13 protein-coding genes and 1 riboswitch are annotated in these 15,277 nt (G+C 70.4%); of the genes, 4 read left to right on the forward strand and 9 right to left on the reverse strand.

Going from position 1 to position 15,277, the window contains the following annotated elements:
• Positions 1-352: 352 nt before the first annotated feature.
• Together OG509_RS15545 and OG509_RS15550 are read left to right on the forward strand one after the other, a co-directional pair.
• On the forward strand, positions 353-1,117 hold the full coding sequence (locus OG509_RS15545) for an ABC transporter ATP-binding protein (RefSeq protein ID WP_106977278.1): 765 nt from the start codon (positions 353-355) through the stop codon (positions 1,115-1,117).
• 53 nt (positions 1,118-1,170) lie between these two features.
• Entirely contained in the window at positions 1,171-3,723 is a 2,553-nt protein-coding gene (locus OG509_RS15550) for an ABC transporter permease (protein WP_406183159.1), read from the forward strand.
• 96 nt (positions 3,724-3,819) lie between these two features.
• On the opposite strand, the gene OG509_RS15555 is transcribed toward OG509_RS15550, so the two are convergent.
• A complete protein-coding gene (locus tag OG509_RS15555; RefSeq protein ID WP_406183160.1) occupies positions 3,820-5,211 on the reverse strand; it encodes a class I SAM-dependent methyltransferase in 1,392 nt (463 codons plus the stop codon).
• A 173-nt stretch (positions 5,212-5,384) separates the two neighbouring features.
• Positions 5,385-6,770, reverse strand: a complete 1,386-nt coding sequence (locus tag OG509_RS15560; RefSeq protein ID WP_054222307.1) for an NAD(P)/FAD-dependent oxidoreductase — start codon at positions 6,768-6,770, stop codon at positions 5,385-5,387.
• Positions 6,771-7,293: 523 nt separating this feature from the next.
• Here OG509_RS15560 and OG509_RS15565 point away from each other — a divergent pair.
• A complete protein-coding gene (locus OG509_RS15565; protein WP_179175601.1) occupies positions 7,294-7,566 on the forward strand; it encodes a type II toxin-antitoxin system Phd/YefM family antitoxin in 273 nt (90 codons plus the stop codon).
• Positions 7,563-7,832: a type II toxin-antitoxin system RelE/ParE family toxin gene (locus OG509_RS15570; RefSeq protein ID WP_406183161.1), complete on the forward strand. Its 270-nt coding sequence runs from the start codon at positions 7,563-7,565 to the stop codon at positions 7,830-7,832. The genes OG509_RS15565 and OG509_RS15570 overlap by 4 nt, the downstream gene beginning before the upstream one ends.
• A gap of 64 nt (positions 7,833-7,896) precedes the next feature.
• Here OG509_RS15570 and OG509_RS15575 read toward each other — a convergent pair whose 3' ends face one another.
• The 7 genes from OG509_RS15575 to OG509_RS15605 form a co-directional block, all read right to left on the reverse strand.
• Positions 7,897-8,868 carry an exopolyphosphatase gene (locus tag OG509_RS15575; RefSeq protein WP_406183162.1) on the reverse strand — a complete coding sequence of 324 codons (972 nt, stop codon included), beginning with the start codon at positions 8,866-8,868 and terminating at the stop codon, positions 7,897-7,899.
• Complete coding sequence (locus OG509_RS15580) at positions 8,865-9,416, reverse strand: DUF501 domain-containing protein (protein ID WP_406183163.1); 552 nt, start codon at positions 9,414-9,416, stop codon at positions 8,865-8,867. The genes OG509_RS15575 and OG509_RS15580 overlap by 4 nt, the downstream gene beginning before the upstream one ends.
• A gap of 71 nt (positions 9,417-9,487) precedes the next feature.
• Complete coding sequence (locus OG509_RS15585) at positions 9,488-9,976, reverse strand: septum formation initiator family protein (RefSeq protein WP_406183164.1); 489 nt, start codon at positions 9,974-9,976, stop codon at positions 9,488-9,490.
• A 91-nt stretch (positions 9,977-10,067) separates the two neighbouring features.
• The gene (eno, locus tag OG509_RS15590) at positions 10,068-11,354 is read right to left on the reverse strand and encodes a phosphopyruvate hydratase (RefSeq protein WP_403728659.1); all 1,287 of its coding nucleotides are present in this window, start codon (positions 11,352-11,354) and stop codon (positions 10,068-10,070) included.
• Between the two features lie 320 nt (positions 11,355-11,674).
• A complete protein-coding gene (locus OG509_RS15595) occupies positions 11,675-12,379 on the reverse strand; it encodes a transglycosylase family protein (RefSeq protein ID WP_387287882.1) in 705 nt (234 codons plus the stop codon).
• A 2-nt stretch (positions 12,380-12,381) separates the two neighbouring features.
• Positions 12,382-12,552: riboswitch (cyclic di-AMP (ydaO/yuaA leader) on the reverse strand.
• Positions 12,553-12,834: 282 nt separating this feature from the next.
• The gene (locus tag OG509_RS15600) at positions 12,835-13,872 is read right to left on the reverse strand and encodes a transglycosylase family protein (protein WP_406183165.1); all 1,038 of its coding nucleotides are present in this window, start codon (positions 13,870-13,872) and stop codon (positions 12,835-12,837) included.
• 102 nt (positions 13,873-13,974) lie between these two features.
• Entirely contained in the window at positions 13,975-15,258 is a 1,284-nt protein-coding gene (locus OG509_RS15605; protein ID WP_406183166.1) for a cytochrome P450, read from the reverse strand.
• Positions 15,259-15,277 lie beyond the last annotated feature (19 nt).

The following is a 15,277-nucleotide window of genomic DNA, read 5'->3' on the forward strand; positions in this document are numbered from 1 at the left end:
TTGGCGCTTGAGGGGGCGTCAGAGCCCAGAACACACGGTGGGCCCGTTACGGGCGGCGATCACCCGGGATGCGGGATTGACGGGATTTCGATGGCCTCCGCCACCCGCCCGCCACCCCGTGCGCCACCCTCCCCGCCACCCCGGGCTCCTGAAGCCGCCCCGGACACCTCCCAGGGGCGGCCGTCATACCAGAGGAGGAGGCGGCCCGCCCCGTGGTCAGACTCCAGTGGGCCAGGGAACGGGCACCTCGGCTGATCCCCCGCGGGGGTGCGCACGGCGACGATGGGAGCGTCCCGCCGATCCGCAGACCGCACCCCGGTCCGCAGCCCGAGGAGTCGCTTCCGTGACCACCATGAACTACGCCCCGCACACCACCCAGGCCGTGGCCGCCCGGGCCACCGGCCTCTCCAAGGTGTACGGCCAGGGCGAGACCCAGGTGGTCGCCCTGGACAACGTCTCCGTGGACTTCGGCCAGGGCCAGTTCACCGCGATCATGGGCCCCTCGGGCTCCGGCAAGTCCACCCTGATGCACTGCGTCGCCGGTCTGGACACCTTCTCCGCCGGCTCCGTCCGCATCGGCGAGACCGAGCTCGGCACCCTCAAGGACAAGCAGCTGACCCAGCTGCGCCGGGACAAGATCGGCTTCATCTTCCAGGCGTTCAACCTGCTGCCGACGCTGACGGCGCTGGAGAACATCACCCTGCCGATGGACATCGCGGGCCGCAAGCCCGACAAGCAGTGGCTGGACACCGTCATCGAGATGGTCGGCCTCTCCGGCCGCCTCGGCCACCGCCCCACCCAGCTCTCCGGCGGCCAGCAGCAGCGCGTGGCCGTGGCCCGCGCCCTGGCCTCCCGCCCCGAGATCATCTTCGGTGACGAGCCCACCGGAAACCTGGACTCCCGCTCCGGCGCCGAGGTCCTCGGCTTCCTGCGCAACTCCGTCCGCGAGCTCGGCCAGACCGTCGTCATGGTCACCCACGACCCGGTCGCCGCCTCCTACGCGGACCGCGTCATCTTCCTCGCCGACGGCCGCATAGTCGACGAGGTGCTGAGCCCCACCGCGGACGGGGTGCTCGACCGTATGAAGGCCTTCGACGCCAAGGGCCGTACCAGCTGAGGGACGTTCCCTCCCCGTCCCCGCTGACCCCTTACCACCTGGACTCCTCCACCATGTTCCGTACCGCGCTGCGCAACGTGCTCGCGCACAAGGCCAGGCTGCTGATGACGGTGCTCGCCGTCGTCCTCGGCGTCGCCTTCGTCTCCGGCACCCTCGTCTTCACCGACACCCTCAGCAAGGCCCTCTCCAGCCAGTCCGCCAAGAGCTACGACGGCGTCGCCGTCTCCGTGACCTCGTACGGCCAGGGCCGGGGCGAGGACGGCCAGCGCGAGGGCGAGGTCGGCCTCAGCCAGCAGACCCTCGACAAGGTCAAGGCCCTCAAGGGCGTCGACTCCGTCTCCGGCCGCGTCTCCGGCTTCGCCGGCGTCGGTGACGAGAAGGGCGAGCTGATCGGCTCCGGCTGGTCCAACAAGGGCTCCAACTACGCCCCCGTCAAGGACGGCAAGGACCCGCGCTACGCCTTCACCGAGGGCACCGGCCCGGCCAAGGCCGACCAGATCGCCCTCGACAAGGCGACCGCCGACACCGGCAAGTACAAGGTCGGCGACAAGGTCCGCGTCGCCACCAACGGCCCGGTGAAGGAGTACGCCCTCTCCGGGGTCTTCACCACCGAGGACGGCGCGGTCAGCGCGGGCGGCAGCCTGGTCCTGTTCGACACCGCGGTCGCCCAGGAGCTGTACCTCAAGCCCGGCTTCTACGAGGAGCTGTCGGTCGCCGCCAAGGCCGGGACCTCCGCCGACCAGCTGCTCACCGACATCAAGCCGCTGCTCGACTCCAAGCGCACCAAGGCCCAGACCGGCGCCGCCCTCGCCGCCGAGCAGGCGAAGGACGTCGAGCGGGGCATGTCCAACATGAACCAGATGCTGCTCGCGTTCGCCGGCATCGCGCTCTTCGTCGGCATCTTCCTGATCTACAACACCTTCACCATGCTGGTCACCCAGCGCACCAAGGAGCTGGCCCTGCTGCGCGCCGTCGGCGCCAACCGCGGCCAGGTCATGCGCTCGGTCCTCACCGAGGCGCTGGTCGTCGGCGTCGTCTCCGCCGTCGTCGGCCTGGTCGCCGGCACCGGCCTGGCGGTCGCCATGCGCTCCGCGATCGAGGCCTTCGGCGCCAAGCTCCCGGCCGGCGACCTCGTGATCGCCCCCGGCACCGTCATCGCGGCCGTGGTCATCGGCGTCCTCGTCACCACCCTCGCCGCCCTGCTGCCCGCCTGGCGCACCGGCCGGATCGCCCCGGTCGCCGCCATGGGCAGCGCCCACCTGCCGGCCACCGCGAAGTCCCTGGTCGTACGGAACGTCCTCGGCTCGGTCATCAGCCTCGCCGGCATCGGCCTGGTCCTGCTCGGCGTGAACCAGGGCGGCTCGAACGGCCGCCTGATCCTCGGCGCCGGCGCGTTCTTCATGCTCATCGGCCTGATCGTGGTGCTCCCGCTGCTCTCCAAGCCGGTGATCGGGGCGCTCCGGCCCGCACTGCAGAAGGTCTTCGGCATCCCCGGCAAGCTGGCCGCGCAGAACGCCGTGCGCAACCCGCGCCGCACCGCGGTCACCGCCGCCTCCCTGGCGATCGGCCTGACCCTGGTGACCACCCTGTCGGTGCTCGGCATCACCATGGGCCAGGCCATCGACCGGATGAGCACGGACAAGCTGAAGGCCGACTACAAGGTCTCCATGGCCGCCGAGGGCATGAGCCTGGACAAGTCGGTCGCCGAGACCCTGGCCAAGGCCCCCGGCATCAAGGCGGTCTCCCCCCAGGCGGACGGCTACCTGAGGATCGGCGGCGAGTTCCGCTCCGCCTCCGGCGTCACCCCCTCCGCCATCGGCCAGATGCTGAACATCGACACCCTCAGCGGCTCGATGGACAGCCTCGCCAAGGGCGAGGTGGCCGTCGCCGAGACCACGGCGAAGAAGCAGAACCTCTCCGTCGGCTCCGCGCTGGAAGTCCAGTACGACGACGGTCAGAAGGGCACGCTCAAGGTCGGCGCGGTCTACAAGGACCTGGAGGGCCTGCTCTCCCCGTACGTGCTCGACAACAAGATCCTCGCCTCGCACAGCGAGGAGCAGTACATCCGCGAGGTGTACGTCAACACCACCGACGGCGGCTCGAAGGCCGCGCAGCAGACCGTCATCGACGCCCTCGGCAAGAACCCGGCGATCAAGGTCGCCACCCAGGAGGACATGCGCAACGAGATGGGCGGCATGATCAACACGATGCTGAACATCATGTACGGACTGCTCGGCATGGCACTGATCATCTCGGTGCTCGGCGTGGTCAACACCCTCGCGATGTCCGTCTTCGAGCGGACCCAGGAGATCGGCATGCTGCGGGCGATCGGCCTCGACCGCAGCCGGGTCAAGAACATGATCCGCCTGGAGGCCGTGGTCATCTCGCTCTTCGGCGCGGTCCTCGGTGTCGCCATCGGCATCTTCCTCGCCTGGGCGGTGGGCACCACCATCGCCAAGGGGGTCCCGAACTACGCCCTGGTCCTCCCCTGGGACCGGATCGGCATCTTCCTCCTGCTGGCCGCCGTGGTCGGCGTCCTGGCGGCCATGTGGCCCGCCCGCAGCGCCGCCCGGCTGAACATGCTGACCGCCATCAAGACCGAGTAGCGGGTGGCCAGCAGCGAGTAGCGCACAAGCGGTACGCAGGGACACGGAAGGGCCCCGGGGCACACGCCCCGGGGCCCTTCCCGCTGTCGTACGGGGTCACGCGCCCCAGGTGCGCAGTCGCAGCGGCAGCCCCGAGCGCCCGCCCGCCGTTGGCTTCACGGCGAGGACCTGGTTGACGCCGAGCCGGCCGTGCTCGAAGCCCAGCGCCGAGGCCGCCATGTACAGCCGCCAGACCCGGGCCCGCCCCGGCGAGGTCAGCCGTACGGCCTCCTCCCAGCGCTCCTCCAGCCGGGCCACCCAGGCCCGCAGGGTCAGCGCGTAGTGCTCGCGCAGCGCCTCCACGTCGCGGACCTCGAACCCGGCCCGCTCCAGCTCGCCCACCGTCGTGCCCAGCGGGGAGAGTTCGCCGTCGGGGAAGACGTACGCGTCGATGAACTCGTCGATCCGGTACGCCTCTTCGTCCGGCTCCGGCGGGCGCGCGATCTGGTGGTTCAGCAGCCGGCCGCCGGGCGCCAGCAGGGCGTGCAGGGTGCGGGCGTACTCGCGGTAGCGCTCCGCGCCGACGTGCTCGGCCATGCCGATGGACGAAATGGCGTCGTACGGGCCGTCCTTGACGTCCCGGTAGTCCTGGATCCGGATGTCGAGCCGGTCGGCCAGGCCCTCCTCCGCGGCCCGCTTGCGGGCGTACACGGCCTGCTCGCGCGAGAGGGTGATGCCGGTGACCCGGACCCCGTACTCCCGGGCGGCGTGCAGGGCCATGGAGCCCCAGCCGCATCCGACGTCGAGGAGCCGCTGTCCGGGCTGGAGGCCCAGCTTCCGGCAGACCAGGTCGAGTTTGTCCCGCTGGGCCTCCTCCAGGGTGGAGCCGGGGCTCCAGTAGGCGCAGGAGTACACCATCGAAGGACCCAGGACGAGCTCGTAGAACTCGTTGCCGACGTCGTAGTGGTGGCTGATCGCCTGCCGGTCCCGGCTCCTGGTGTGCGTCGGGCCGCCGCGGCGGGGGGCTTCCTCCGGCGGCGGCGCGGGCGCCGGCCACGGCCGGGCCAGGGTGACGAGGTCGCGCAGGGCGGCCCGGGCCTCCGGATCGCGCAGCAGCGCGGCGGGCCCGGCGGCGCCCGCGGCCCGCTCCGGCAGCTGCGGCAGGTGGGGGCGCAGGGCGGAGAGCTTGCCGAGACCGGAGCGGCGGACCGCCGGCGGGGCCTCGGGGACGGCGGCGGGCCCGCGCTCCCAGAGCAGCCCGGCCACCCGGTCCAGCAGTTCGAAGAGGTCGCCCTCAACGGTCAGGTCCCCGGCCACCCAGGCCCGGGCCAGGCCCAGTTCACCCGGCCGCCACAGCACGCGGCGCAGGGCGCGCCGGTTGGCCAGCACCAGGGTGGGTCCGGCGGGCGGCCCGGCCTCGCTGCCGTCCCAGGCGCGAATCCGGACGGGCAGGGGGGCGCCCAGCAGGGTTTCGGCAAGAGCGGCCAGCCGCGGCGCGGCTTCGGTCATCGTAGGCACCTCCAGTAATGATCCGACCGATCGGCCTACCCATTTCGTGCTGCCCTCAATCGGACGACACTCCGAACAGGGCTACGGGGGGCATGCCGAAGGGGCCGCCCGCACCACGGATGGCGGACGGCCCCTTCGGGGACGTGCTGGAGGAGTTGCCGGTCAGGCCCGGGTCAGGAGGCCTTGGCCTTCGCGGCCGGGGCAGCGGTGGCGGCCGGAGCCGGCGCCGGCTTGGCGGCCTCGTAGAACTCCTCGCGCGGGGTCTCCAGCGCACCGAGGGAGACGACCTCGCGCTTGAGGAACATGGCGAGGGTCCAGTCGGCGAAGACGCGGATCTTGCGGTTCCAGGTCGGCATGGCCATGCCGTGGTAGCCACGGTGCATGTACCAGGCGAGCCGGCCCTTGAGCTTGATCTTCGTCTTGCCCATGACGATCATCGCGACGCCCTTGTGGAGGCCGAGACCCGCCACCGCACCCTTGTTGGAGTGCGAGTACTCGGCCTGCGGGAAGCCCCGCATGCCCGAGATGACGTTGTCGCCGAGGACCTTGGCCTGGCGCAGCGCGTGCTGGGCGTTCGGCGGGCACCAGGCGTTCTCGACGCCGGCCTTGCGGGCGGCGATGTCCGGGACCTGGGCGTTGTCGCCCGCGGCCCAGATGTAGTCGGTGCCCTGGACCTGGAGGGTCGGGGCGGTGTCGACGTGGCCGCGCGGGCCCAGCGGCAGGCCGTAGCGGGCCAGCACCGGGTTGGGCTTGACGCCGGCGGTCCACACGAGGGTGTCGGAGTCGACCTCAAGGCCGTTCTTCAGCACCACGTGGCCGTCCACGCAGGAGTCCATGGAGGTGTTGAGGTAGATCTCGATGCCGCGGGACTCGAGGTGCTCCTTGCCCCAGGTGCCGAGCTTGGGCCCGACCTCGGGGAGGATCTTGTCGGCCGCGTCCACCAGGATGAAGCGCATGTCCTCGCGCTTGATGGTGGTGTAGTACTTCGCGGCGTCGCGGGCCATGTCCTCGACCTCGCCGATCGTCTCGGCACCGGCGAAGCCGCCGCCGACGAAGACGAAGGTGAGGGCCTTGCGGCGGACGTTCTCGTCCGTCGTGGACTCGGCCTTGTCGAGCTGCTCAAGGACGTGGTTGCGCAGGCCGATGCCCTCTTCGACGCCCTTCATACCGATGCCCTGTTCGGCGAGGCCGGGGATCGGGAAGGTGCGGGAGACGGCGCCGAGCGCGATCACCAGGTAGTCGAAAGGCAGCTCGTACGCCTCGCCGACGAGCGGCGTGACGACGGCGACCTTGCGGTCCTGGTCGATGCTGGTGACCCGGCCGGTGAGAACCTCTGCCTTGGGCAGCACGCGTCGCAGCGGGACGACGACGTGCCGAGGCGAGATGCTGCCTGCGGCCACTTCGGGGAGGAAGGGCTGGTAGGTCATGTACGACCGCGGGTCGACGACCGTGACGGTCGCCTCGCCATAGCGCATCTTCTTCATGATCCGCTTGGCCGCGTACAGGCCTACGTACCCACCTCCTACAACGAGGATCCTGGGACGCTCCGTGGTGCTCATGGAACGAGTATCCAGCACCCCAAGGGGTGACGCTCGTGAGCCCCTTCACAAGGTGATGGAGGGCCTCTGCTACACTGCGCGGCCCACGTGACGGAGGTCATGGCGCGAAACGGGAACCAGGGTGTAACAGGATTCGTTGTTCACCCGTCCTGAACTGGCCTCCAGGCCCGTAAGCGGAGTAGACCACCGGGTTGGTGGATACCTACCGACGAGGCCGGACCACGCCCTCATTTCGCACGAACGCTCGGACGAAAGAGGCCCGATGGCCCGCAGAGCGCCCCGAAGGACCCTTCCCGCGACCCATCAGGCCTCTTTTCCTTGTGAAGAACTTCACGAACTTTCTGCGGGCGAGGGGACCTAAGGCCCCCGTAAGCCCCTCCGAAAGCCCCTCGAAGGACCTCCAGGCCTTCGAAACAGCCCTCCGTCAGGCGATGGACCAGGCGATGCCGTCGAGCATCTGGTGAACCCGCACCGATTTGGCGCCGGATAGGCGCGTGTACACGCCCGCGCGTACAATTCTGTCATGAGTGAGAACGCTGTGACCGTGCGCGAAGCCCGTGCCCATCTCGCGGACCACATCAACCGGGCAGAGCAGGGTGCTCCGACCGTAATCACCCGTAACGGCGCCCCGGTGGCCGCCCTCGTTCCCATCGCGGACTTCAACGCGCTCGAAGAGGCGGCCGACGAATTGCTCGCACGCGAGGCGGAGGCCGTGCTGGCCGAAGGCGGGCCGACCGTGACCATGGCCGAGCTGCTCGCCGACCTGTTCAGCGAGCGGGGTGACGGAGCGGCGTGAAGTACGCGTTCCGGTTCACCACCGCGGCGCAACGGCAGCTTCGGGCGATCGACAAGCCGGCTGCGATGCGCATCCTCGCCGCACTGACCGTGCTGGGAGACGATCCGTACCGCGAGGACGCCGACGTCAAGAAGCTCACCGGACCGTCCGGCCTCTACCGGCTCCGGGTGGGCAGTTACCGGATCGCCTATCAGGTCCTGGACGGCGAGCTTGTCATCCTCGTCGTCAAGGTCGGCGACCGGCGCGACGTCTACCGCAACATCTGAGTCCGGCACGACGACGGTGCTCCGGTCAGCCGACCAGAGCACCGTCGTTCAGCGATCAAGCAGGTCAGACCCGCCTCTTGTCGGCCTCGGCTTCTTCTGCGGTCTTGATCGCGATGCCGTCGAGGATGTCGTGCTCCGAGACGACGACCTCGGTGGCTCCGGTGCGCTCCATGATGGCGAGGAGGACCAGGGTGCCCGCGCCGATCACGTCCACGCGGCCCGGGTGGAGGACCGGGATCGCCGCGCGCTCGGCGTGCACCGAGGTCAGCATGCGATCGGTGATCTCGCGGACCTGCTCGTACGGGATCCGGGCGTGGTGGATCGCGGAGGAGATGTACTCCGGCAGCCCGAGGGCGATCCCGGCGACCGTGGTCACCGAGCCGGCCAGGCCCACCAGCGTGCGCGCCTCGGTCAGCGGGACCGTCTGCTCTACCAGGTCCAGCGCCGCCTCGATGTCGGCCCGTATGGCCGCGATCTGCTCCGCGGTCGGCGGGTCGGTGACCGCCCCGTCCACCACCAGGTGGCGCTCGGTCATCCGGACGCAGCCCACGTCGACCGAGCGGGCCGCCCGTACGTGCTCCTCGCCGACCACGAACTCGGTCGAGCCACCGCCGATGTCCACCACCAGGAACGGCCGTTCCAGGTGCTCGTGGCCGACCAGTTCCTTCGTGGCGCCGATGAAGGAGAACTCCGCCTCCTGCTCGCCGGAGATCACCTCGGGCTCGACGCCCAGGATGCCGAGGACGCCCTGGACGAACTCCTCGCGGTTCTCGGCGTCGCGGGAGGCCGAGGTCGCCACGAAGCGCAGGCGCTCCGCGCCCAGCTCCTTGATCACCGCCGCGTACTCGCGGCAGGCCGCGAAGGTGCGCTCCAGCGCCTCCGGGGCCAGCCGGCCCGTCTTGTCCACGCCCTGGCCCAGGCGGACGATCGTCATCCGCCGGTCCAGCTCGACCAGCTCGCCGGTCTGCGGGTCGCAGTCCGCGACGAGCAGGCGGATGGAGTTCGTACCGCAGTCGATGCCGGCGACGCGGGTCACCCGTCCGACTCCTTCTTCTCCGCGTTCTTCTCCGCGCACGGCGTGACGCACGCGCCCTTGGCCCACCACTCGGGCAGCATCGCCAGCGCCTCGTCGCCGAACGGGTTCACCCCGGGCCCGGCGGCCAGCGAGTGGCCGACCAGCACGTGCAGGCACTTCACCCGGTCCGGCATCCCGCCGGCGCTCGGGAAGCCCTGGAGCACCTCGATGGCGTCGCGGCGCCGGATGTAGTCCTCGTGCGCGGCCTGGTAGGCGGCGGCGAGCTCGGGGTCCTCGGCGAGCCGGGCCTGCATCTCCTTCATGACGCCGTTGGCCTCCAGCGTGCCGATCGCGGAGGCCGCGCGCGGGCAGGTGAGGTAGTACAGCGTCGGGAAGGGGGTGCCGTCGGGGAGGCGCGGGGCGGTCTCCACCACGTCCGGCTGGCCGCAGGGGCAGCGGTGGGCGATGGCGCGCAGCCCGCGCGGCGGGCGGCCGAGCTGCTGCTGGAACGCGTCGATGTCCGCGTCGGTCGGCTCGGTCCGGTCGGTCTGGGGCGGGGGCGTCTGCATGCCTGGAGGAAGTCTCTTCGTTCTCGTGGATGGGTGGTGCCGCGCTGCGGCGGGCGGTGCGGGCGGTACGGTCACTCGCCGGGACGGTCGGCCTTGTCGACCCCGTCCCAGACGTTCGAGTACCAGGGCCGGCCGGATCCGGCCGTTCCGGTGCGGTGCCGCTCGGCGGCCCCGGCCCCGGGGTCGGTCATGATGTAGCTGACCTCGCCCGGGCGGACGAAGTGCAGGTGCTTGCGCGCCTGCTGCTCCGCGTACGCGTTGTCCTGCCAGCGGGCCTTCTCGTCGCGGAGGCGTTCGAGGCGCCGGCCCGCGGCCGCGGCGGCCCGCCGCTGCTCCGCGATCTCCGAGCGCTGGGAGACGTACTGGCGCATCGGATACGCGAGGGCGACGACCAGCGTACAGAGGACGAGCACCAGGAGCGCGGCGCGGCCGGTGAGCCGGCTGCGGCGGACCTGACGGCGCGTCTGCGAGCGGTAGACGTGGGCGGCGGTCCGCTCGCCGAGCTGCTTGAGCCTGGTCGCGGTGGAGAAGGTGGAGAACCGATCCCGGTTCCCGGCCATTGATCCCGCCTCCCCTATGTACGCGCTACGCAATACGTCCCCGCACACGGTACGGGACCGAGTGCGGGGACGTACGGAAGCAGGAGCGTGATTAGCCCTTGAAGCGCGGGAACGCGCTGCGGCCCGCGTACACGGCGGCGTCGTCGAGGATCTCCTCGATGCGCAGCAGCTGGTTGTACTTGGCGACGCGGTCCGAGCGGGCCGGGGCGCCGGTCTTGATCTGGCCGCAGTTCACGGCGACGGCGAGGTCGGCGATGGTGACGTCCTCGGTCTCACCGGAGCGGTGCGACATCATGCACTTGAAGCCGTTGCGCTGGGCCATCTCGACGGCGTCGAGGGTCTCGGTCAGCGAACCGATCTGGTTCACCTTCACGAGCAGGGCGTTCGCGGAGCCCTCCTCGATACCGCGGGCCAGGCGCTCCGGGTTGGTGACGAAGAGGTCGTCGCCGACGATCTGGACCTTGGCGCCGAGGCGGTCGGTGATGACCTTCCAGCCGGCCCAGTCGTCCTCGTACAGCGGGTCCTCGATGGAGACGAGCGGGTACGCGGAGACGAGCTCCTCGTAGTACTCGGTCATCTCGGCGGCCGAGCGGGACTGGCCCTCGAACTCGTACTTGCCGTCCTTGTAGAACTCGGACGCGGCGACGTCGAGCGCGAGCGCGATGTCCTTGCCCGGGGTGTAGCCGGCCTGCTTGATGGCCTCGACGATGAGGTCGAGCGCGGCGCGGTTGGACTCCAGGTTCGGGGCGAAGCCGCCCTCGTCGCCCAAGCCGGTGGAGAGGCCCTTGGTGTGCAGGACCTTCTTGAGGGTGTGGTAGACCTCGGCACCCCAGCGCAGCGCCTCGGAGAAGGACTCCGCGCCGATCGGGGCGATCATGAACTCCTGGATGTCCACGTTGGAGTCGGCGTGCGACCCGCCGTTCAGGATGTTCATCATCGGAACGGGCAGCAGGTGCGCGTTCGGGCCGCCGAGGTAGCGGAAGAGCGGAAGGTCCGAGGCCTCCGCCGCGGCGTGCGCGACGGCGAGGGACACGCCGAGGATGGCGTTGGCGCCGAGCGAGCCCTTGTTGTCGGTGGCGTCCAGGTCGAACATGGCCTGGTCGATCAGGCGCTGCTCGGTGGCGTCGTAGCCGACGAGCTCCGGGCCGATCTGCTCGATGACCGCGAGGACGGCCTTCTCGACACCCTTGCCCATGTAGCGGTTGGGGTCACCGTCGCGGAGCTCAATGGCCTCGAAGGCACCGGTGGAGGCGCCGGACGGAACTGCAGCACGGCCGGTGCTGCCATCGTCGAGGCCCACCTCGACCTCGACCGTGGGGTTGCCTCGGGAGTCCAGGATTTCCCGGGCTACGACGACGTCGATGGACGGCACGAGCATCTCCTTCTGGGATGTGACGCTGGGTGTGCGGTGGCGTGTCGGGCCGTGGGACGGCCCCGCCGACTAGAGCCTAACCGCCTCCGGGCACTCGGTCGGCCGACCGCCCGCCTCCTGGGACGAAAAAGGGCCCGAATACCCGCCTTCCGGGACATAGGGCTCTCGCCTGACGGCACATCGGAGCGGACCGGGGCCGGTCACGGGCCGGTCCGGAGCCGGTCCGGGCCCGGGAAACGCCGCCGCCCGGCGCGTGAGGGGAAGACGCGCCGGGCGGTCGGGCTGCCGCGGCGCCGCACGGGCGGCCGCGGTTGTTACTGCAGGATTCAGCTGAGCTTCAGCTTCTGACCCGGGAAGATCAGGTCGGCGTCCGAGACGATGTCCTTGTTGAGCTCGAAGAGCTTCTCCCAGCCACCCTTGACGCCGTTGGCCTCGGCGATGGTGCCCAGGGTGTCGCCGGACTTGACCTCGTACGAGCCGTTGCCGGTCTTCGGGGCCGGGGCCTCGGAGCGCTCGGAGCGGGTGACCGGGGCGGGGGTCTCGCGCTTCGTCTCCTTCTTCGGCTCGGTCTTCTTCGGCTGGGTCTTCTTGGTCTCGGTCTTCGTCTCCGTCTTCTTCGGGGTGTCGGTCGTACCACCACCGGTGTAAGAGGAGTTGGAGAGGCCGACGCCGCAGGACGGCCACGCGCCCTTGCCCTGGCCCTTGAGGACCTTCTCGGCGATGGCTATCTGCTGCGACTTGGAGGCCTGGTTGGCCTGCGCGGCGTACGCCTTGCCGCCGTACGCGGCCCACGTGGAGGACGAGAACTGCAGGCCGCCGTAGTAGCCGTTGCCCGTGTTGATGGACCAGTTGCCACCGGACTCGCACTGCGCGACGCGGTCCCACTCGGAACCGGTGGCGGCGGAGGCCGAGCCGGCCGCCATCAGGGGGGCGGCGACGGCGACACCGGCGACGCCGGCGAGCGTGACGATGCGAGCGGTCCGCTCGATGGCGGTGGCGCGACGGTGCTTGCCCTTGCCGGAATTCAGCATGGAGTTCTCCTCACCGACGCCTGCGAGGTGAGCTGTCGGGTTCGGGCTGATGAGTGCCCGGCCGTGCGACTGGCGCACGACTTAACCCCTAGCCGGTTCCCCGGCCGTCTCTCAACGGCCGCTCCCGGCGCCTACCTTGGTTCCCCCGCTCCTGCCTTCGGCGCTTGACGCGACGAGTGTTTCCTCCGTCCGCCGGCAGGATTCGGCGATGCGGTCGAAGGAGCCCGCGGTGGCGGGCGACTCAGAAGGTAGACAGGTCTCTCCCCGATGTTCAACGAGGAACACCGGGGAGAAACGGCCCCTACTTGCGCCCCCCTCATGGGCGTTTGCGCAGGTGAGGACGGGGTTTGCGGAAGGCTCCAGGCGGGACACGCCAGTTGACCTGAAGAGACACATGTCTCACTTGCAGATAACGGACATTCAGCCTTTTACGGGTGTCCGAAGTGCCGCTATTTCTAACTTAGATCCAGATTCTGACCGGGCTTGATCAGGTTGGCGTCATTGCCGATGACCTGCTCGTTGGCCTGGTAGAGCGCGTTCCAGCCGCCCTTGACCCCCTTGGCAGACGCGATGGTCGCCAGGCTGTCGCCCGCCTGGACCGTGTACGAGGGCTCCGACGCCGCGTCAGACCTGACGGGCACCTCAAGAGCGGGCGTACCACGGTGCTTGCCGGTGCCGGAGGGGTCCGGGATGCCGGCCGGGTCGGTGGTGGCGCCCGGAAGGCCCGGGGCCGACGGGGCGGTAGGGGCGGTCGGGTCGGCCGGGTTGACCGGAGCCTTCGGGTCCGTCGGGCTGCCGGGCGTGGTCGGGCTCCCCGGGGCCGTCGGGTCGGCGGGCGCCGTCGGGGTGCCCGGGGTCGTCGGGTCGCCCGGGAGCACCGGGGCGCTCGGCGAGGTGGACGGCGCGTCCGGATCGGGCATGACGGGCAGTCCGCTGTTCGGCGCGAGCGGCGCCGGCGGAATCGTGAAGACCGGGTCCGGAGCCGGGGTCGGGGCACCGAAGTCCCGCGCCTTCGCGCCGGAGCCGCCGGCCGGGACCGAGTCGTCGGGGCGCGAGGCGCTCGGGGCGATCGGGCCGAGCGTGCCGGGCAGGCCCGGGTCCACGGCGGCCGCGGGGCCGTGCTGGGTCAGTCCGGCCGACTCCGAGCAGTGCCCGAAGGCCTGGGCGCCCTGGGTGCCCAGCACGCGCTCGGCGACGGCGATCTGCTGCGAGCGGCTCGCGAGGTCGGGGCGCGCGGCGAATTCGAGGCCGCCCGATGCGTTCCACTGTTCCTGCGTGAACGAAAGTCCGCCGTAGGACCCGCTGCCGGAGTTGGCGCTCCAGGAGCCGCCGCTCTCGCACTCGGCGACCTTGTCCCACGTGGAGGTGTCTGCTGCGCTCGCGCCGGTGGCGGCGAGCAGCGGCAGGGCCAACGCGGAACCGGTGACCCCGGCGGTGACGACTATCGCGGGTACCTGGCGGGGGCGTCTGTGGCGGCCGTTCCCGGAACGCATGAGCTGCACCTTTCGCATAACGGCTGGGTAACGGCAGAACCTAGCCTTCTTAGCACGTCAGTAACAACTCTTGACGGGGGCTGACTTACGGTCAGGGAGCGTTCAGGGGTTTCGGGGTGTGAACTTGACGGGAAGAGTTCGCAGGCCACGCATGATCAGACCCCCGCGCCAGCGAAGCTCGTTGGGCGGAACTGCGAGTTCCAGATCAGGTAGACGCGTCAGCAAAGTCGCAAGCGCCGTCTGTCCCTCAAGTCGTGCGAGCGGAGCACCCAGGCAGTAGTGGATGCCGTGCCCGTATCCGAGGTGCTGGTTGTCGGTGCGGGAGAGGTCGAGGGTGTCCGGATCGGCGAACCGCTCGGGGTCCCGGTCGGCCGCGGCGAGGACGACGAGCACCGGATCGCCGGCCGCGACGTCCTGGCCGCCGAGGGTCAGCGGCTCGGTGGCGAACCGCCAGGTGGCCAGCTCCACGGGCCCGTCGTAGCGCAGCAGTTCCTCGATGCCGGTCTCCAGCAGGCCGCTCTCGCCGGCGGCGAGGGAGTCCTGGAGGCGGGTGCGCTGACCGGGGTTCATGAAGAGGGAGTGGACGCCGTTGCCGATGAGGTTGACGGTCGTCTCAAATCCGGCAAACAGCAAGATGAAGGCCATTGCCGTGGCCTCGGCCTCGGTCAGGTGGTCACCATGGTCGCTCGCGCGGATCAGGTCCGAAATCAGGTCATTGCCCAGATCATCCCGTTTACGGTGGATGAGTTCACCGAGATAGGTCCGCATCTGCTTCACGGAACGGGCGACCCCGCCGCGCGGGCCGCCGCCGTGCCGGATCATCATCCCGGCCCAGTCGCGGAAGTCGTCCTGGTCCTCGCGCGGTACGCCGAGCATCTCGCAGATGGCGTAGATGGGGAGCGGGAAGGCGAACTCGTGGATGAGGTCCGCTTCCCCCCTGCTCGCGAACTGCTCGATGAGGTGGTCGGTCAGCTCCTGCACCCGCGGGGTGAACTCGGCCACCCTGCGCGGGGTGAACGCCTTCGACACCAGCCGCCGCAGCCGCGTGTGGTCCGGCGGGTCGATGTTGAGCAAATGCGTCATCAGCTCCGCCTTGCGCTCCCCCGGGATCCCGGTCTTGCCCTTGGCGTGCGCCGGCTCCGCGTGGTGCGCCGGGTTCTTGCTGAGCCGCTGGTCGGCGAGGGCCTGGCGGGCGTCGGCGTACCGGGTGACCAGCCAGGCCTCGACCCCGCTCGGGAGCTTGGTGCGGTGCACCGGGGAGTGCTCGCGCAGCCAGGCGTACGCCGGGTACGGATCGGTCGCGAACTCCCAGTCGAACAGGGTCGGGCCCTGGGGAGGAGTGCTGTCTTCGGGGGCTGCGGAGGCTGCGGAGGTCGGCTCATGCACCCGCTGACCGTATCCCGCG

Source organism: Streptomyces sp. NBC_01006, assembly GCF_045162725.1.
In the GTDB taxonomy this organism is placed as follows: Bacteria; Actinomycetota; Actinomycetes; order Streptomycetales; family Streptomycetaceae; genus Streptomyces.